Origin of the sequence: uncultured Sphingomonas sp. (assembly GCF_964237155.1) — a bacterium.
Taxonomy (GTDB): domain Bacteria; phylum Pseudomonadota; class Alphaproteobacteria; order Sphingomonadales; family Sphingomonadaceae; genus Sphingomonas.
On record NZ_CAXSHH010000002.1, the window covers coordinates 1 to 19,053 of the forward strand.

Genomic DNA, 19,053 nt, shown 5'->3' on the forward strand with positions numbered 1-19,053 from the left:
GCGACAGGCGGCCAGCTGAGCAAATACCTCTCCACTTTTCCGGGGCAAGTCCATGTGGGTATTCAATCATTTTTATGTCACCCCGGTATCGGACACGAGCGTAACGAAGCGGTGTACGAAACCGGCGGGGACGAGCTGCTGACACCCGTTCCCGCCGACAGTTCGACACCTACTTATCGGCCTCGGCGGCGAGCCGCGCGGCACATCGAGCGCGACATCGAGTATGTGGCCTCGAATGCAGCGCACGAGCTTGCCTTGCGTATACCCGGGGGGCTCTGGACGGGCAGCCAGCGCAGGGTCCAGCCAGGTCGGGAGAGCGAGTGGCCATCTTGGGCGAACACGCGAATCGCTCCGAGCACCCAAAATGCGTCGCAATCGTACATCTTGGTGGGTCAGCCATGCGCGTCGCCATTGCGCTTGGGAGTGATGGGTCGAACCAACGTCGCAGCCTGCTAACGGCGAGGTGGGTGCTAAACAACGCTGCTGGAGTAGGCCCGGGATTCAAACGCGGTTGTTTACGCCGCTTGTTCTGATAACGAGTCCGATCATTCTCACTCGAGGTCCCATGAAAAGCGTCTGCCCGTTCTGCCATACCCATGATCGGTGGAAGCCTCACTATGCTAAAGAGATGATGTTTGGGCGCGGACTGCGGTTCGAATATCGCGAATGTCTGGAATGCAAATCACTGTGGCTTGCTGACGAGCTGACGGCGAAAGATCTGGAAACGTATTACGGCGACGAATACTACTCTTACGCCAAGAGATACGACAGTGGTTTGTTCGCTTGGCTGCTGAAGCAGCGCGATCGCTCGGAACTGGGAGATTGGAACCCGATCGGGTCGGCAATGGCGTATAAGCGTCCTAACAGCACAGTTCAGATGTTAGCAACGCTCAAGCTCCCCCGAAGTGCTCACATCATTGATGTCGGGTGCGGTGGTGGATGGCTACTTGATCGGCTGGCGGTAAAGTTCACCAACCTTATGGGTATTGACCCATACGTTGCGGGAGATCAGACGTCATCGGTCGGCGTACCGATCCGCAAAGGATATCTCACCGATTTAGTCGAAACGTTTGATCTCGTAATGTTTCATCATGCCTTAGAACATACGGCAGACCCGGTGGCGGAACTGGCCGTGGTACGTAAGCATCTCCGGCCCGGCGGACGATGCCTGATCCGAATCCCGACGGTGTCCTCCGAAGCGTGGGATCGTTACGGCGTGGATTGGGTGCAGCTCGACGCGCCTCGACACCTCGCGATCCCGTCGCGTGAAGGGATGGCTCGAGCGGTGGCGGCGGCCGGCTTGCGGGTGATTGACACCATCGACGACTCGACCGCCTTCCAATTTGAGGGGAGCGAGCGGTATCGCGCTGGCGTCCCACTCGTGAACGGCATCTTCGACGTCGCTCCCGCCAGGCGGGCGCAGTTCGAGCGCGAGAGCAAACGGTTGAACGCGCAGGGTCGTGGCGATCAGGCGGGGTTCGTGCTGGCTGTATGAGGGCGTCGGGAGCAAGCGGGCGGACGCGAGCGGCCGTTGATTCGAGCGCGGCGAGATCGCGTCGATTTTTAGGGCTGGTCGCCTTCTTGCTTATCGTCGCGTCGACCGGCGGCGGCTCGCGCCATGACATACTCTCGTTGGTGATCCTCCGGCCAGTCGCTGTCTTGGGCTGCGCGTTCGCGGCATGGCGGCTTGCCCCGGAGCATTTCCGCCAGCATCGCTTCGCCTTCGGATTGATGGCGGCCGTGGTCGCGTTGACGCTTATGCACCTTGTACCGTTGCCACCCGCGATATGGCAGGCGCTGCCTGGCCGCGACCTGATCGTGGACATCGATGCGGGAGCAGGCCTTGTGGGCATGTATCGGCCCGTCAGCCTAGCACCGCCTGAAACCCGTAACGCGCTATTCAGCTTGTTCGTGCCGTTGGCAATCCTACTGGGGGGCGCGGGTTTGGAGCGGCCGCTGCTCGAACGCTTGCTCTTGGTGGTCGTGATGATTGGCCTCGTCAGCGGAGTGCTCGGACTGCTTCAGCTGGCCGATTCGCCCACGGGGCCGTTGTTCCTGTACCGACACACCAACTACGGTGCCGCGACCGGCCTGTTCGCCAATCGTAATCACCAAGCGGTCCTTCTGGCCACGCTGTTTCCCATGCTGGCTGTCTTGGTCACCGCGTACGCTCACACCGAACACGCGGCCCGAGTCCGTTACGGTGCGCTCGCCGCCGGCGTTTTCTTAATTCCGCTGTTGCTCATAACCGGATCACGCGCAGGTATCGTCGCTGGTGTTTTGGGACTCGCGTCCATCCCCTTCCTACTCCGGGCCGGCGGTAAGGGTGCGCCCCCGCTTGCTCCGGCGTCCGGACGACGGTGGCTCCGGTCACCCGCAATACCATTCGCGGTCGGCATGATACTGGCGATCGGGCTGGCCGCATTGACGATCGGCCTTTCGCGCGCCGAGTCGGTCGATCGGCTATTCGCGGTGGGTACAGAAGAGGAGCTTCGGTTTAAGGTATGGCCGGTGATCGCGGCCGCTATCCCCACGTACCTGCCGATCGGATCCGGCATCGGATCGTTCGCGCCGGTATTTCAGATTGTCGAGCCTGACCGCATCCTGCGGCCGACATACCTCAATCACGCGCACAATGAAGTGCTGGAGGTCCTGCTCACCGCAGGGCTGCCGGGTGCGGCGTTGATGCTCGCGGCCGCAGGCGGCTGGATCGTCGCGGCCGGACGCGCTTTTCGGATGCCGATCGATGCGGCGGGAGTGCCGTTCGCGCGGTTGGGCATCGTGGTGATCGGTCTGCTGGCGATCGGCAGCATAGGCGATTACCCGATGCGGACCCCCCTGCTTGCCGCGCTCCTGGCTCTGGCGACACTTTGGTCTGGTAGGCTGAGCCATCGATCGGTTAAGTAGCACGGACGGCGGTCGTCCAGGGTTCCGGACGCTCGCCCTTGCGTATGTAAGGATGAATTCTTGAAACGGTTGGTACTGGCTCTGTGTGTGATGGTGGCTGGTTGCGCGAACGGGCAATCCCGCATTGGTGGTAGCGATGCGGTCAACGCCGTTCCCGGTATCGAACTGCCTGCTCCCGACCGTACCGATCTTGTAGGCGGCGGCCGCCCCTACCTTATCGGTCCGTTCGACAAGCTGACGATCAACGTATTCGGAGTGGAAGAGCTCACCGCGCAAGAGGTCCAGGTAGATGCCAGCGGCCGAGTCTCCTTTCCGCTGGCCGGAGTTATCGAGGCCGGCGGCCAGACACCAAACGAGGTCGCCAGCATCATCCGCGAGCGGCTTCGCGGCCAGTATATCCGCAACCCGCAGGTGACCGTAAACTTGCGCGAGACCGTCAGCCAGGTGATCACCGTCGACGGCCAGGTGCGCGAGCCCGGGCTGTACCCGGTGATCGGCCGCATGACGCTGATGCGGGCGGTGGCGACCGCTAAGGGCGCGGGCGAGTTCGCGAAGCTGGAGGACGTAGTCGTATTCCGCACGGTCCGCGGACAGAAATATGCGGCGCTCTACAATCTTAAGGCGATCCGGCGTGGCGGTTACGCGGATCCAGAAGTTTTTGCTAACGATGTCGTGGTCGTCGGTGACTCACCGGCACGCCGCCTTTTCCGCGATTTGGTATCGGTTGCGCCACTCCTGACCGCTCCGCTCATCATAGCGCTTCAGAACTAATCATTGCCGGAATGGTATCTCAGTTATGCTTCAGCCAAACATGCTCGCCCCGCGGGTGACCGCATCAGCTGAGCGGGGCGGCGGTACACCCGTCGCCACGCCTCTTCTCGTTCAGTATTGGCATGTCGTTCAGCGCTTTAAATGGGTCATATTGGGGGTGCTCGTCGCTTCGGTCGTTGCCGGGCTCGTCGCCACCCTGCTGATGACACCGCGGTATACCGCGACTACGCGCATTGAGATAAGTCGCGACCAGAAGAATATAACCAAGGTCGACGGTCTGGACTCGCCGGAGACCGGTCGCGATTTAGAGTTTTATCAAACACAATATTCCTTACTGCAAGCGCGATCGCTGGCCGAGCGCGTCGTCAAGGAGCTCAAGCTGAGCCGCGACGATGCGTTCTTCGCGGCGCACGGAGTTGATCCCACGCAATTGAGCGCGGGGGCCGATCCCGGGGCGGGTCGCGCGACCGCGCTGGCGACAGGTAGGCAGCGTGCCGCCGTGGATCTCCTGCTCGAGAATATTGCGATCGCCCCGATCCGCGGCTCGTCGTTGATCGACATCAACTACACGACCAACGACCCGGGGATGTCATCGAAGGTTGCGAATGCCTGGGCCCAGCAGTTCGTCGCATCCAGCATGGACCGACGGTTTGCCTCGACGGTGGACGCGCGCCGTTTTCTCGAAGGGCGTCTTGGTGACCTGCGCAGCCGGTTGGAACGCTCGGAACGAGACGCGGTCGGCTACGCAGCAAATAAGGGCATCGTCACTCTCAGCAGCGTTCGCGGTGAGGACGGGCGAACGACCACCGACCGGACGCTCGTAGAGGCTAACCTGGAGGCGCTCAACACGGCGTTAGTCCAGGCTACCGCTGATCGTATCACCGCGGAAAGCCGTGCGATCAGTCGTGCCAGCGGAGGCCAGCAAGGGGCCAGCAACCCCTCGCTCTCGCAACTTCGTCAGAGACGTGCGGAGGTGGCGGCCGATTATGCCAAGCTGATGGTTCAGTTCGAACCCGGCTACCCGGCCGCGCGGGCGCTACAAGAGCAACTTAAGGTCCTGGACGGCAGCATCGCGCGCGAAGAGGGCCGCGGGTTGGCCGGCCGCGACAATGAGTTCCAAGAGGCGCTCCGTCGCGAGCAGACGCTGGCTGGGCAGGTCGACGCGCTCAAAGCACAGTTGGGTAGCCAACAGCGCGCCAGCATCCAATATAATATCTTTCAGCGTGAGGCGGATACCAACCGTCAGCTTTATGACGCGCTGCTGCAGCGGTACAAGGAGATCGGAGTCGCGGGTGTCGGCGCCAACAACATCGCGGTGGTCGATATGGCGCGCCCGCCCGAGCGGCCTTCAGCGCCTAATCTACCGATGAATCTGGCGATCGCGTTGTTAGCGGGTATCGCCTTAGCGGCCGCGACCACGTTTGCGCTAAACCAGGTCGACGAGGGCTTCCGCGACCCGGGGCAGGTCAGCCGGGTGCTGGAAGTGCCGTTTCTTGGCAGCGTGCCCGAAGCGGACGGCGGCAATGGTGTCTTGGCGCTGGAAGACGTCAAGTCGACGCTGTCCGAGGCTTATCTGAGTATCCGGTCCAACCTGGCATTCTCGACCGATCACGGCGTGCCCCGATCGGTCATGGTCACCAGCACGCGGCCGGCCGAAGGCAAAAGCACGACGAGCTTCGCGCTCGCCACTGTGCTCGCGAGAACGGGCAAGCGGGTAGTTCTGATCGACGCGGATATGCGTAACCCTTCCGTTCATGAATACACATCGGTCGCGAACCAGGAAGGGCTCAGCAATGTACTGGCAGGCGACAACGATTGGGATCGGCTGATCGTAAGGCCGTCCACGCTCGCGTTCAGCATCATGACTGCGGGCCCGCAACCGCCTAACGCGGCCGAGTTGCTAAGCAGCGACCGAATGCACTTGCTCGTCGAGCAATTACTGGGTCGTTTCGACCATGTCATTGTCGATTCCCCGCCGATCCTGGGCCTTGCCGATGCGCCGCTGCTTGCGCGGAGCGTCGAAGGCAGCATCATGGTGGTCGAGTCCGGTGGCGTCGCCGCTCGCGGCGTAAAGTCGGCGCTTTCCCGTCTTCAGGGTGTCCAGGCGCACATCTTCGGCGTGGTGCTTACCAAGCTGAAGGACCGTCACGCGGGCTACGGCTATGGCTACGGCTACGGTTATGGTTACGGCAACAAGGCGGACGCCTGATCCGATGCGATCGGGCCGGAGAACCGATGCTCGTCGGAAATTCGAGCGACGTCATCGCCGAGCGTCGCTCGAGTCCGGTCGTCTCGTAACGGTTACGGCACCATAATGGTAAGGAGCGTTTTTTGGAATATGATAGGCATGGTCGCGGTGTCGCTGACCATGCTGATCACCATTCCCCTGTTTCTCCGCTACTTCGGAGCGGAGCGTTACGGAATTCTGGCGACGGTGTGGGTTTTCTTCGGCTATTTCTCGATCCTTGATTTCGGCATGGGGCCGGCGATCGTCAACATCCTATCCAAGCCCGGCCGCGGCGACGGCGAGACAGCATCCAGCGCCTTCTGGACCGCCTGTATTATGAACCTGGTCGTCGGCTTGATATTGGGCGGCGTGCTTTTCGCCGCGCTCCAGCTTGCGGGCTCGCTTGGCGCATTTGCGGCCGGACCGATCCGCGATGAACTGTTCGACGCGCTACCGTGGCTATTGGTGATGATGCCGGTCTCGCTGATCTATCCCATCCTGGTGGGGGCACTCGATGCGCGGCGCATGTTCGGGCTCGCCAACGTCAATCAGGTAGTCGCCACCGTACTCGGACAGGCGTTGCCGCTTATCGCGATCACGGTGGTCGAGCCAACGCTGACGGTGGCGATCGCGGGTTCGGTGATCGGGCGTGCGGTCTCGGCGATCGCGTTGCTCGTGCTCTGCATCCGCAAGCTGGACCTGACCGCTCCCAGGTTCGAGCGGCCGATCGTGCGGGAATTGATGTCGTTCGGCGGATGGGTCGCGCTCAGCTCCGGCGTGGGTTTGATCCTGGACACCGCGGATCGCCTGGTTATCGCTTCGCTGTTAGGTGGTGCGACGGCCGCCTGGTACGCGATCGCGTATAACGTCGTGACCCGGGCCCGTGTCCTGCCCCAGGCGATCGCGCGCGTGCTTTACCAGAAGGTATCTGCCGATCCCGAAGGCAACGCGCACGTTCTGGCAAACGGCGCTCGCGTTCTGACGTTGATCCTCGTCCCGGCGCTGGCGATGGGCATGGTGTTGATCGAACCTCTTTTCCGCTTGTGGATCGGCGGGCAGGCGACGGCGGCCGTCGTGCCGATCGCCCGGATCATGATGCTGGGCGTTTATGCAAACTGCATCGCCTATATCCCTTTGATCGCGCTGCAGGCCCGCGGAGATCCCGATCGACTGGCGAAGATCCATTTAATCCAGATGCCGGTTTTCCTGCTGGCCATGTATCTGTCCACACGGCACTTCGGAGCTACGGGAGCCGCGATCGCATGGAGCGTGCGGTTGCTGGTCGACGCCGTCGTTCTGTTGTGGATTACCGACCTACGGCGCGTCTTGTACGTGGACACGCTCCTTTACCTGCTGGTGCTCGCCTTCGGCTTCGCGATAGCGGCCTTGCTGTCGGTCGGTTGGTGGGTGAACGCCCTTCTGGTCCTGGGTGTCCTGGCGGTCTGGGGATTGGCGGACACGCTCGTTGCCCTTCGGAGCCGAGGATCGGTATCGCTGCTCACGCTAGGTACGTGGGTACGCGCTCGAAGCCCTATTCCTCGTCTCCGAGCCGCCTCATGACCGACCCGCTTCAAGAGGCCGACGCTGCTCGAAGGAGCGTGCTCGGCGGGCTTGCAGGATTGGGATTCCTGCCGATACCTACGCCGCCGGCCCCAACCGCGGCGCTCTCCGATCCGAATGGTGCTCTTCGCATCCGTGACTTCCTGGACGGCGCGCAACGCGCAGCCGCGGCAACAGCGCAGCCGCTGGACTGTACCGCCGCGTTTACCCGCGCGCTTGCCAGCGGGTCCCAAGTGTTCGTCGACCCCGGTCGCTACGCGCTCGATGCGCTTCGCCTGCCCAACGGATCCCGGCTGATTGGAGCGCCTGGGTCGGTGCTCCACCAAGCCAGTCCGACGCGGCCCGCGATCGCGTGCATTTCGGACGTCGCTAGCGGGCAATTAGCCGATCTCCTGATCGAAGGCGTGACGATGGTCGGTCACCCCAAAGCTACCGCGCCGCTGCTGCTGCTGGAGGCAAGAGGCGGTTTCGCGATCTGGCGTTCACGCTTCCGCTACTTCGCGCGGGACAGTTTTCGCGCGCTGGAGATACAGGCATCCGACGCCAATAACGTGTTCGAATGCGAGATCGAAGTAGTTAGTGAAGGCACTCGCGATACTGCGGTGCTGGTGAGGGGTGGCGTCTACAATCGGTATCACCTGTTCCTGACGCAAACGACAGGGTGGGCGTTGGATGACGCGTCCGGTGGATCAGCCATCCGCGTAGTTGCAGAAAACAGCGTAATCTTTCGCGGACAGATCAATCAGATCACTGCGCAGGTCGAAGGAATCGCATCGCCCAAAGCCGCGAGCGAAGCTGCGATCATCGACCGCGGTTTCGGCAATACGTTCATTGCGGCCGGAGTAAACATACCCATCAAGGACGCTGGAAAACTCCGCTATGCTTTTCAGGCATTTCAGCGCAGCATATTCATCAATCCGCAAATCATTGGCGCCGGAGCTCCGCCGCATCCGTTTGGCCCGACCTCTAATCTCCCATTTACGGTCATAGGCGGCCGGAGCGGGTCTCGGTATCCCGTCGATGCGACGTTTGACGGGAGTGACCCGGATCACGACCCGCGCAACATCACGTTCGTAGGTGACGTGCGGGATTTTACCGCGGGCGCGACGCGACCAGGAACGACGGCGGTGCAGCGCTTTACCCCCACGGCCGGCTTCACCGCGTCGATCGCGATCGCGACCCAAGCAGTGATCGTCGATGCGGAGCAAGCGATTCCGGCAATGCAAGTGATGTTCAATTCCGCGCTCGCCCCGCTTGACGGCTGGACGCTCCAAGTGTCGACGACCAACGCCATCGCCCGCATCGACTGGCCTGCAGGACAGCGGTTCGCGCGATTGCCGCGGCACTTGATGCCGGGAGGGCGGTTCAACATGGTTTTTGAGGCCGGGTCCGACCGGTGGTTTCTCCTGTGATTCGCTCGCAGGACGACGCACGTCTAACCGCGTTCATTTTGCTAAGCCATGGGCTCGACGCCGTAACCTACCGCGCCGCGTTCGCGCGCGGGGAAGTGCCCGATGAAAGCCCGTACGGCTTTCACTTGGCAGAGGAGTTCGGCTGGCGGCTTATCTTTTCGACAGATGCACAGGACGGGACTGGGTGCAGGCTGTTGCGACGATGCATTCGTAAGCTGCTCGGGTTCGACCTGATCCACGCTTGGGCAAACCGCAACTCTCTCCGCGCTGCGGACATCGTGTGGACGATGACCGAGAACGAGTGGCTGGCAGCGCGATGTCTTGCGGTTATGGTTCCAAGTACGCGTCGGCCGATCATCGGCAACTCAGTCTGGCTGTTCGATGCTTGGCAAAGGAAGGGTCGGATCGCGCGTCGGCTATTGGCCAAACTGGCTCGGGGGGCGGGAGTGTTGACCGTCCACTCCAACCGTTATGTTCCGCTGGCGCGAGCGGCCCTGCCCGGGGTTCGCGTGGACCGTATGTATTTCGGCATTGCCTTGGAGGAGCGTGATTTTGTTGTTCCAGCGACGCGTCTACGAACCCGGGTCGAGCCGTTGCGCGTCCTCGCGATGGGTAACGATAGGACCCGAGACTGGGATACGTTCCTCGCCGCGTTCGGCAATGATCCGCGCTTTCAGATCGACTTGATCTGTTCGTGGGTAGGACAGGATCAACGGAGCGGCTACGCGAACCTTGTCCATCGCGAGCCAGCGACGGCGCTTTCCCGCCAGGAAGCGACGCGGCTGTATATTTGGAGCGACGTGGTAGTCGTACCGATGAAGGAAAATTCTTTCTCCGGAATCACATCGGCGATCGACGCGTGCGGTCGGGGCAAGCCGGTTATCAGCACACGCACCGGAGGGGTGCCGACCTACTTCGACGAGGGCGAAGTGCTGTATGTGGAGCCGGGCGATGCGGCGGCGCTACGGCATGCTGCGCTGCTTGCCCCGGAGCAACTCGTCCAACTGGCTAGGGCAGGACAGGCACGCTTCCGTCGCGACGATTATACATCACGTGGTATGGTGCGCCGCTACATCAGCCTGAGCGAGCAGGTGCTTGCCGATGATCGACGGTCAAGCAAGCAACTCGACCCCCATTACCTCGAAATAGCGACGTCCGACGATATCCCAAGTGTATCGTCGGCGGGCGATCTCACGCATGATTCGACCCTGCCTTTTTCCGGCGGTGTCATCGAAGCCATCGATGACTGACGCAAGCTCCTTGGTGGACGTAAAATACGTCGCGGCGTTTTCTGTCGTGTGGCGATTATAGGAACAGTCGAAAGCGACGATCGGTACTCCGAAATGCATCATTTCGACCAACGCAGGGTTCGTGCCGCCTGCCGAATGGCCGTGGACGTAGAGCGTCGCGTCGGCGCGCAGGTCGGCGAGCGCCTGCTTATCGAAAACCGGGTCGAGAATGCGTATGCGCGGCTTGTCCCGGTAACGATCGCGCAGCGAACGGCCGTATCCGGATCCCGCCCAATTGCCGACCGCTACCAGTCCGATCGTGCCGGGTCGATCGAATGCGTCCAGAATGAGATGTATATGGTTTTCCGGCTCGATCCGGCAAAGCATCAGGGCATATGCCGGGTTTCCGGCACCGCCGCACTTCAGGTCCTCAATGGAAACCGCCGCTACGGCGTGATCGCCGCCGTAGGGGATGTCTACCGCTTCCCGGCCATAAGCCAGCCGCACATGGTCGACGATACTGCGGTTGTCCGCGACCACGATGTGCGCGCTCCGCACCGCCAGCCATTCGGAAAAGCGGAGGAAACGCGACGCGGCGCGCGACCATTTCGGCCGTTTCCATTCCAGCCCGTCGATATTCACCACCAGCCGAGCGCGCGAGAGAAGACGGACGAGCGGTAGGATGATCGCGCCGGATACCCCTAGAACGAGAACGACTTGTTGCCGGCGCAGAACCGCCGATAAGATCGACCAGATATCGTACAGGATGCTCGACGCGCCGTTCGCACCGACTGGAACGTAGCGTAGCCTGGCTCCTTCGTACCTTTCGGGCTGATCGACATAGGCGTTCCCGCTGCAGTAGACCGTGATATCGCAAGGCAGATCATGCGCGTCGCAAAACGTGACCAGATTAGCTGCGAGCGTTTCGAATCCTCCATATCGGGCCGGCAGACCGACCGTGCCCACGACCGAGACGCTGGTCCGACCCGGTGCGTGCGGTGTCATACGCCGGAGCCCCTTGCGCGTGACAAGGCCGCCGCGGAGTGGACCGTTTCCTCATAGCGGCGACGCTGCGCAAAGCCGATCAGCCAAGCTAGAAGAATTGCGAGTCCATTCAACTCCGTCTTGTTGTACAGACCGGTAATGACGGTCGTCGCCAGCAAGATGATGACGATCAGTCCACGCAGCATTCGATCTTCCGCCGACATATTATTCGACGCGAGCTTACCCAATAATCCAAAACGCAAAACGGAAAGAATGTAGATCATTACCCCAATCACGCCGTATTTGATCAAGATATAATAAAATCCGTTATGAAGAATAGGAAGGTATCGAAATGATGCCTCATCGCTTAAGATGACTTCCTGGCCAAGGTCGACCGTGGCACCGAGACCATTTCCGAACAACTTTTTCAGCGCCGACGCCCGGTCAAACATCAGTTGGGCATTATAGGCCTCGAAACCACGCCAGTTAAGGATCATCTGGGTGGTGTCGAAATTGTCCGTGAGAAGCACCTCCTCAAGCGATCGCCGAAGCTTCACGGCAACAGTGAGTTCTCCGCCTGCATACTCTGGCAAGACCTGCCACAGCAGGGCAAGCAGGATCCCGACAACCACGCCGCCGAGCAGTGCCCGACGCGTGCGCGAGAACAGACCGGCCCAGGCAAGGATCATGGTTGCCGAGGCGATGATGGTGATGCGCGAATTGCTAACCACGACCGCGATGAGGATAAGGGCAAGCAATGCCGCCGCTTGTACTCGCCTTATGCCGCTCTCGTGGCGTGACCTATCCAGCAGGGGCACGATAGCCACCACCCCTATCAGCGGCAATCGGGTCGACTCTTCGCTGGTAAGCTCGCCTACCTGGCCACCAACGACGAACCACAGTATTATCGAAACTAGCGCCATGACGCCTGCGAGCAGTGTCAACGCATCCAAAGCTCGTCGACTCTCCACCGAGCGAACCCCGAGGAGAAAGCCGAGCATCAGGCAGAGGCACAGCTTACCCGCATACCAGACATCCTTACCAATGTCGTAACCCGCATTTCCTGACGACAGTGCCAAAGCCCAAATCGTCATGAGCGCGAACGGCAGCGCAAGGCGGATGGCCGCTCCGTTTGCGGCGGCTGGAGACATAACAAGATACAGAAGCAGAACCGCAGCCAGCAAGACAGTCAGCGGGCCCGTCGGCAGTATCCAACTGGCGGCAAGCATACCGATGAACGCGGCAACGGGGCCGAGCCCGAGCGCTGCGGCGTCAAAGGGGGAGGGTGGCAGGATCCGGGTGGCCATCAGCTGCGCACTCCCAACTGCCGTACGGGCATGCCGCCCAAAATCCGCCTCGAACCATGGGCACCCGGCGTGATCACCGCGCCGGCCGCGACGATATTGTCCGACCCGAGCATTGCCCCGTCGAGCACGGTGGTCTTGGCACCGAACCAATTGCCCGCCCCGATGGTGATGCCTTGTCCGGTCACGCCCTGTTGGCGGATCGGGCGGTCCAGGTTGGAGGTGACGTGCGTTTCCGGGTGAACTGAGACATACGGCCCAAAGATGTTATCCTCGGCGATCTGCAGGCCGTACCCGCCACCGATGTTGCAGAACGGCCCGAACGTGACGTGATCGCCGATCTCGACGCGAGGACAGAAAAAAAGCGGCGACCCCGAGGCGCGCATGACTGAATGGTCTCCGAGCGAGAAATGACGCCCGATAACGACCCGCCCGCAGTAGCGCGCATCAAGCAAAGCATACGCGCCAACCTTCGCCCAACCCTCGAATTTAATATTGGCGAGACCGCGTATGCGCGCGCCGCGATCCATCGCGACGCGGCGAGGGAGACGCAGACGTACGAGGAAATACGCGGCGGCGCGGAGCACCATTACCGCCACCCCCGCATAATAGGCGACCGGCAGACGTCCTTGACCTCTCACCGTGCGTGACCGTGGGTGGCGACCGCGAGGTCGTAAATGTCCGTCCAGAACGCGACGCGATGCCGCCAGCTATATCGTTCGGCGCACGCGATGGCACCGTTCGACAACCGCTCGACGGCTTGTGGATCATCGATCAACCGGTTGAACGCTTCGGCGAAGCCCCGGCTCGTCTCCTTGATCGTGCCCAGAGGGACCCTGACACCGCATGAGTCGCAGATGCTGTCGTGCATGCCGCAATGATCGATCGCCACCGTCGGCACTCCCGCGCTCATCGCTTCCCAAAGGACGGTGGTGTTGGCTTCAGCCAGACTAGTAAGAACATGGACGTCAGTATGGTAGAAGCGTTCGACCGCCTGCTGGCGAGAAATCTTTCCAAGCCATTCGATCCCCCGATCGATGCCGAGGGAACGAGCCTCTTGCATGGCATCGACAAGCAGCGGGCCATCGCCAATGACCGCGAGCGACCACAGCCCCGGTCTGTCCAGATCAGCCAGGGCACGAAGAAGTATCGTGATCGCCTTGCGCTTTTCGATCGTGCCGACCCACGCCATCCGCAACGGTACCCCGTTCGCGGAACTCCGGTGTCTCGCTCGGGCGGCCGGTTCGATCGCATTTTCAGGAACGACGATCGGCGCTCGTCGATAAACGCGCTCGACCGCAAGCGCGTTTTCGGTGGTTGCCGCCAGCAGAACGTCCGAATTCAATATGCCCTGGCGCACCCGACGGCCAAATTTGAACTGCACGTTGTTCACTAGGTTTCGCACAATGGTCCGCAGGCCGTCCGCAAGGCTAAGCCCCATGAAGGCGCGCACCGGCCGAGGAGCAATGCCGCCGATCGGACCCCATATATAAGGCCTATTTAGTCTCCACAGGTAACCCGGTTCGCGAAAGCCGATCGGGCATAGATAATGGACAATGTCGATCTGGCGCTCGGCCAAGATGCGTCGCGCCGCGGCAAGCGCGCTTAAATGCCAATAGCGATAGGCGACATAGAAGCTGAACGGAACGCGCCCGGTCCGGTTGAGATGGTTGGCGATGCGCGCGCGAGCGTCGGGCAGGACCGGCACGAAAGTGACATGCCCGCCGAACTGCTCGGGCGTCACCGCGGCCATCTCCTCAACGTCGCCCATATGGTCGCCGGCAAGGCCATACAGCACCACCAGATCATGATCGTGCGACATGTGGGTGACGTAATTCCATCCGACCGCGTATTCGGATCCGCGCACGGGCGAGATGCTGTACGCCAGCACCAGGATCGTGCGTCGTCCTTCTCCGGTCATGCCGCTTGGCCCCGTTCGCGCCGTGCGGCCCGCAATTCCTCGACCAGGAAGCGAAGACGGCGACGCGCCCCGGATGACAAGGGCGACATCAGCGCTTGGGTCAGCGCACGCGTGCGCAGGATGCGACGCTCCCCTGTAATGGCGGCATAGGTCAGCAGCCCGCGCGCCTCGCGTCGCAGCGTAGCGTCGCGGCTGGTCTCCGACCCGAATGCTTCGTGAAAGACACGCATTTCCTCAAACAGCGTCGGCGGCCCGGCAAGACGGTGCAGGCGCCGTGAAAGCTCCGCCTCCTCATGGTACATGAAGAATCGTTCATCGAAACCGCCGGCCGCCCGGAACAACGACTTTGCGACGATGAAGAACGACCCGACGGGATAAAGGCGATCGCGCCAGACCGCATCGGCCGGAGTGAACGACCGATAGCGACCCTGGAGTTCGCCCAAAACCGTCTTGTACTCGGGCAGGATATCGAACGCGTAGGCACGACCTTCGCTGTCCTCCTGCGTCACCGTGCCCCAGGTCCGGTCGTCCGCGCGCGCGTCGATGGCGTCGAGCGCGTCGATGAAGGCCAGGTCCGGATTCGCGAAAATCAGCGTCCGACCGCTCGCTCTCGCGGCACCGACGTTACATCCGGCACCGAACCCGCGATTGTCGACCTGAAGGAAAGTGACCGGAAACCCGGCGCGTCGCAGCGGGTCGAGCATCGCGTCGGCGTCGCCGTGCCCGGAGTTTTCAACGACCACGAACTCGATTTCCGCGCCGCCCCGCCCTGATCTGGAGTCGAGAAAACTGTCGACGTAGCGCGGGAGTTGCCGGTCGGACCGGTGACTGACGGTGACGACCGACAGGCTCACGCGATCACTCCGCGTCGTTGAAGGATCCCGACGAACTCGTCCGCTACTTCCGGCCACCGAAACGCCGCTCTGACCTTGGGTGCACGATCGGCGGCTTCATGCCGCAAGGCGGGAAGCCGCGCTACGGCCGTCACCACCGACCCGACGAATGCCGCACGGTCGTTTTCGCGCACGGCCAAGCCAGCGTACCAGTTTTCCAGCTCGATCATCGCGGTATTCGCCGCGACCACGCAAGGGACGCCATTAGCGGCCGCCTCGATCACCGGGATGCCGAAACCTTCGCATTCGGACGGGAAAAGAAACAGATCCGCCTCAGCGAACAAGGCATGAAGATCATCCCGCGACACGTCGCTGCGCACCGACACGACGGCACCCGGCACGCGATCGGCAACAATCGCCGCGCGCACCGACGCCGCATACGCACCGCTCGCATCACCCACCAATGTCAGTTCGACTTGGTAGCCCTGCTTGGCGAGCGCATTCGCGGCGGCAACGCACCAGTGCTGGCGTTTGCGGATTTCGAAGCGCGATACGTACAGCAACTTGAGCGGAGCACCGGCGGCGCGCCCCTGAGGTCGGGGCAGGGGCGTCGTGACATCGACCGCGTTGGTCAGCACGTCGATCCGCGCCGGATCGACGCCGAAATGATGGGCGATGCGCGCGCGCGAGTAGGCGGACACCGTGATCACCACGTCGCTGTGCCGTGCCGCCCAACCGAAAAGCAGCTGTCGCATCATGCGGTAACGCCATCCGAAGAGCGCCGGGAAGTCGAGAAACAGCACGTCGTGAATGACCGACACGGTCGGTGCGCTGGAGCGGAACGGCCGAACATACTGGCTAACGACTGCATCCAGTCCCGGTTGCCGCGTCAGTCGCGGCAGCTCGACGAGATTGCGTGCGGCAAAGCCGCCGCGCATTTCCTCGAAGCGGCAAGAAGTTTCGACGAAGCGCGATACGGCGTCCGGATCCCTCGCGGCGCATGTGACGGCGAGCGGCAACGAACGCTTCCGGGCGGCCTCGGGCAAGGCGTCGATCAAGCCTGCCAGGAATGTCGTGGTGCCCTGCGGACCCGCGTCGAAGGTATGGCAGTCGAACAGGAGTTCCACGCGAGTATCGACCTCAACGATCAGCGGAGCGAAGCGAAGGAAACGTCACGCAGGACCAGGCCCGCGTCGGCACCCCCGTCGATGTTGTCGATCGTGAAGCCGATCCGAACCGCCGCGCAGCCCGATGGCACGATGATCGACCGCATCACCGGTGCGGGTTCCTTGGCATCGACATTGAGCGTGGTCAGGTTCGAGGCGGGGCGATCATCCTCGCGCAGGCAGACCAGATCCCAGCGGCCGCCTGCAATCTCGATCCCGTCCGACGGCGCTGCGGCGCCGGCGGTGAACCGGTAACGGCCGGGTGGTCGGACGAGAACCCGGTACACCGCCAATCCGGAACCGCCGGGTCGAACGGTGACCAGGACCGATCGCTCGTCCTCGAGCTCGACGTCCACTCCGTCGCTTTCACCGGCGGCCCAGGTCAGCGGACGCGTCGGCATCCCCCATGTTGCAGGTCCGATACCCGCAGCGTCGATAACGCCCGAGTTCGGACCGACCGAGCGCATGGCTAGCCGGCGAGCCTCCCCGTACCGGCCCTGCCCGGCCATGCGGCTGGCCAGCGCCGCCTCGTAGAGCTTGGCGCTCCCCAGCGCGTTGCGGCCGCTATCCACGCTTGCGAGAAGTGCCGCCACCGCCTCCGGCGCGGTCGTCTCACGAACCGCAGACTCCAAAAACGGGTCCACCCATGGACGTTGTCTCCGCGCAAGTCCGGCTACCCCACGACGAACCTCCGTCTCGGTCAATGCGCTGGTTAGTACGGGAAAGAGCAGCGGGCGAAGGTCAGGGTAGATCGACAGTGCGTGATCGTAATGAGCGAGCGCGGCATCGATGCGATTAGCGCTGACCGAAGTCTCGATCAGCGCCAGTTGGGTCAGAGCATCGCGTCGGGAGACGCGCTCGGCCAATGCCAGCAGCGCACCCGTGTCCTTCCGCGCGGGATCGGTCGCCACCATGCGCACGGTGGCCGAATTGAGCGGTGAAGCGCTCAGGGACGCCCGCGCACGGGCCGCCCAGTTTCCAAACCAGGCGGCCGACGCCGTCGGTTTTAGCATCTGTCGAAAACGGGTGTTGAGCGCCACCGCGTTGGTGGGATCGAGCTGAAGCACGAAGTCGGGGCGCGCGCGCGCCAGCGATTGCACCAGGGCATCACGCACACCGATCCATGCCAGAAAGAGCGCGGCTACGGTAATCAGAGTCGCTCGCCCTAAATCGCGGGCGGCCCATGAAAGCCGGAAAGTCATTTCGCGCCGAAACCCGTCATGACGATCAAGCCAGTCCGAAGGGTGATCAGCACGTCGAGCCACAGCGAAAAATACTTAACGTAGTAAAAATCAAGATACAATTTGTCGCGCACATCGTGGATCTCAGCGACGTGCCCCTGATTGACCTGAGCCCACCCCGTCAGCCCAGGTTTGATGATATGGCGATAATGATAAAACGGAATCTCGCGTTCGTACCACTCAGTTAATGAGTGAGCTTCAGGACGAGGACCGACGAAGCTCATATCACCAAGCAAGATGTTCAACAATTGGGGCAACTCGTCAATGCGATAACGGCGAAGCACGCGTCCGAGTCGAGTGATACGGGGGTCATCATCCGTAGTAATACTATGTCGGTGAGCTTCGTCGTCCTGGACGACCGGCATCAGGTGTGCTGGTATCATCGTACGCAACTTGAAAATGCGGAATGGTCGTGCACGCTGACCGATGCGGGTTTGAGTAAAGATTACGGGTCCTGGCGAGTCGCGCTTGATGGCAATCGCAAGGACGACCAAGAACGGCAACAGTAAAACGAGCAGCACTAGCGCCCCCGCGCGGTCAACGAGCGATTTGATCCGGAGATACAAGGCATTGGGATTTAGCGACCCCAGCGTGTTCTCCGATAGATGGTGTACCTCAACCCGTCCGGTCAGCAGTTCAAACGCATCAGGCGCGTGGTATACGGGTACCCCCGCCAGGGCGAAGTCAGCGATCCGGGACGACCATGTCGGGCTGTGATCATGGCGCAGGTCCACCACGATAGCGTCAAAATCGCTCGTCGGCTCGTTCACCGAGTGCAAACGTCGCCATACGACATGTCTGACTTCCGGCGCACGTTCACCTCGCCCGCCTGGCACGATCCCCAGACGGAGGCGCTGCCGGTCAACGAATGCCATCTGGTACAACGGGAAGAACATAATAGCGACCACATAACTGGTCACGAGTTGTGGGCGACTATAGTCAAGACGAAGCAGTAACATGACAATCGCTAACGCCGCGTATGCTGCGGTAAGGCTCATCAGCATGTAGCCTGACGATGATCCAGGAAAAAGGTGCAGCTTTTGAAAGCTAATAAACCCCATTGTAATGGCTGCGGCGCACCCTAAAGCCGAAATCCCCTGAATATTTGCGATGCGGCCAGCGTTCAAAAGATATACGAATATAAACAAAGGCACCGCCGCTGCTAGCGCCAATCCAAACACATACTGCATTAAGATAGATCTGGAACGGGAAGCACGCCAGCCTGAAGGTTTGGCATAATTTAAATTCATGATTGTTCTACAAAAAGCATCGTGAGAATATGCTGACCTTTCAGAACTTCTGATAAGCCGAATATTCCTATTGGACACTTGCCTCATTTAACGCTGAGGGAAAACGGCGTCCCACACCGGTTGCCGAGCGTAATATAGCCTTGATCTAGGATTGCATAGCCGGACTTTTATTGCACGGTCGACGGTCGACGGTCATTACCAAAGGCGCGACGGTGATCGGTTCCTTAATCGATCGGAGATACCAAGGG

At 61.5% G+C, this 19,053-nt stretch carries 15 protein-coding genes and 1 pseudogene; 7 read left to right on the forward strand and 9 right to left on the reverse strand.

The window, feature by feature from the left end:
• Positions 1-72 precede the first annotated feature (72 nt).
• Entirely contained in the window at positions 73-375 is a 303-nt protein-coding gene (locus ACFE71_RS00700) for a dTDP-4-dehydrorhamnose 3,5-epimerase family protein (protein WP_375426896.1), read from the reverse strand.
• Positions 376-628: 253 nt separating this feature from the next.
• Here ACFE71_RS00700 and ACFE71_RS00705 point away from each other — a divergent pair, with 253 nt between their 5' ends.
• From ACFE71_RS00705 to ACFE71_RS00735, 7 genes are all read left to right on the forward strand, one after another.
• A complete protein-coding gene (locus tag ACFE71_RS00705; protein WP_375426897.1) occupies positions 629-1,495 on the forward strand; it encodes a class I SAM-dependent methyltransferase in 867 nt (288 codons plus the stop codon).
• A gap of 86 nt (positions 1,496-1,581) precedes the next feature.
• Entirely contained in the window at positions 1,582-2,907 is a 1,326-nt protein-coding gene (locus tag ACFE71_RS00710; RefSeq protein WP_375426898.1) for an O-antigen ligase family protein, read from the forward strand.
• A gap of 60 nt (positions 2,908-2,967) precedes the next feature.
• Positions 2,968-3,678: a polysaccharide biosynthesis/export family protein gene (locus tag ACFE71_RS00715; protein ID WP_375426899.1), complete on the forward strand. Its 711-nt coding sequence runs from the start codon at positions 2,968-2,970 to the stop codon at positions 3,676-3,678.
• A gap of 25 nt (positions 3,679-3,703) precedes the next feature.
• Positions 3,704-5,887, forward strand: a complete 2,184-nt coding sequence (locus tag ACFE71_RS00720; RefSeq protein WP_375426900.1) for a GumC family protein — start codon at positions 3,704-3,706, stop codon at positions 5,885-5,887.
• A gap of 105 nt (positions 5,888-5,992) precedes the next feature.
• Positions 5,993-7,465 (forward strand): flippase, encoded by a 1,473-nt coding sequence (locus ACFE71_RS00725; protein ID WP_375426901.1) that lies wholly within the window; start codon positions 5,993-5,995, stop codon positions 7,463-7,465.
• Complete coding sequence (locus ACFE71_RS00730) at positions 7,462-8,877, forward strand: hypothetical protein (protein ID WP_375426902.1); 1,416 nt, start codon at positions 7,462-7,464, stop codon at positions 8,875-8,877. Before ACFE71_RS00725 ends, ACFE71_RS00730 begins: the two co-directional genes overlap by 4 nt.
• A 95-nt stretch (positions 8,878-8,972) precedes the next feature.
• Complete coding sequence (locus ACFE71_RS00735) at positions 8,973-10,127, forward strand: glycosyltransferase (protein WP_375426903.1); 1,155 nt, start codon at positions 8,973-8,975, stop codon at positions 10,125-10,127.
• 453 nt (positions 10,128-10,580) lie between these two features.
• Here ACFE71_RS00735 and ACFE71_RS00740 read toward each other — a convergent pair.
• The 8 genes and pseudogenes from ACFE71_RS00740 to ACFE71_RS00775 all read right to left on the reverse strand — a co-directional run.
• Positions 10,581-11,111 (reverse strand): annotated as a pseudogene (locus ACFE71_RS00740) (DUF1972 domain-containing protein); the annotation flags it as partial.
• Positions 11,108-12,397, reverse strand: coding sequence for a hypothetical protein (locus ACFE71_RS00745; protein ID WP_375426904.1), 1,290 nt, complete (start codon positions 12,395-12,397; stop codon positions 11,108-11,110). The pseudogene ACFE71_RS00740 and the gene ACFE71_RS00745, both read right to left, overlap by 4 nt.
• A complete protein-coding gene (locus tag ACFE71_RS00750; protein WP_375426905.1) occupies positions 12,397-12,993 on the reverse strand; it encodes a hypothetical protein in 597 nt (198 codons plus the stop codon). Before ACFE71_RS00750 ends, ACFE71_RS00745 begins: the two co-directional genes overlap by 1 nt.
• 38 nt (positions 12,994-13,031) lie before the next feature.
• Positions 13,032-14,315: a glycosyltransferase family 4 protein gene (locus tag ACFE71_RS00755; RefSeq protein WP_375426906.1), complete on the reverse strand. Its 1,284-nt coding sequence runs from the start codon at positions 14,313-14,315 to the stop codon at positions 13,032-13,034.
• The gene (locus ACFE71_RS00760) at positions 14,312-15,169 is read right to left on the reverse strand and encodes a glycosyltransferase (RefSeq protein WP_375426907.1); all 858 of its coding nucleotides are present in this window, start codon (positions 15,167-15,169) and stop codon (positions 14,312-14,314) included. Before ACFE71_RS00760 ends, ACFE71_RS00755 begins: the two co-directional genes overlap by 4 nt.
• Entirely contained in the window at positions 15,166-16,275 is a 1,110-nt protein-coding gene (locus ACFE71_RS00765; RefSeq protein WP_375426908.1) for a glycosyltransferase family 4 protein, read from the reverse strand. The genes ACFE71_RS00760 and ACFE71_RS00765 overlap by 4 nt, the downstream gene beginning before the upstream one ends.
• 20 nt (positions 16,276-16,295) lie before the next feature.
• Positions 16,296-17,516, reverse strand: a complete 1,221-nt coding sequence (locus ACFE71_RS00770) for a hypothetical protein (RefSeq protein ID WP_375426909.1) — start codon at positions 17,514-17,516, stop codon at positions 16,296-16,298.
• Positions 17,513-18,805, reverse strand: coding sequence for a sugar transferase (locus tag ACFE71_RS00775; RefSeq protein ID WP_375426910.1), 1,293 nt, complete (start codon positions 18,803-18,805; stop codon positions 17,513-17,515). The genes ACFE71_RS00770 and ACFE71_RS00775 overlap by 4 nt, the downstream gene beginning before the upstream one ends.
• Between the last annotated feature and the right edge of the window lie 248 nt (positions 18,806-19,053).

Bases quoted from the DNA above. Each gene is read 5' to 3' on its own strand.
- ACFE71_RS00705 (WP_375426897.1), top strand. From the start codon at position 629: ATGATGTTTGGGCGCGGACTGCGGTTCGAATATCGCGAATGTCTGGAA.
- ACFE71_RS00720 (WP_375426900.1), top strand. From the start codon at position 3,704: ATGCTTCAGCCAAACATGCTCGCCCCGCGGGTGACCGCATCAGCTGAG.
- ACFE71_RS00725 (WP_375426901.1), top strand. From the start codon at position 5,993: ATGGTAAGGAGCGTTTTTTGGAATATGATAGGCATGGTCGCGGTGTCG.
- ACFE71_RS00730 (WP_375426902.1), top strand. From the start codon at position 7,462: ATGACCGACCCGCTTCAAGAGGCCGACGCTGCTCGAAGGAGCGTGCTC.
- ACFE71_RS00745 (WP_375426904.1), bottom strand. From the start codon at position 12,397: ATGGCCACCCGGATCCTGCCACCCTCCCCCTTTGACGCCGCAGCGCTC.
- ACFE71_RS00755 (WP_375426906.1), bottom strand. From the start codon at position 14,315: ATGACCGGAGAAGGACGACGCACGATCCTGGTGCTGGCGTACAGCATC.
- ACFE71_RS00770 (WP_375426909.1), bottom strand. From the start codon at position 17,516: ATGACTTTCCGGCTTTCATGGGCCGCCCGCGATTTAGGGCGAGCGACT.
- ACFE71_RS00775 (WP_375426910.1), bottom strand. From the start codon at position 18,805: ATGAATTTAAATTATGCCAAACCTTCAGGCTGGCGTGCTTCCCGTTCC.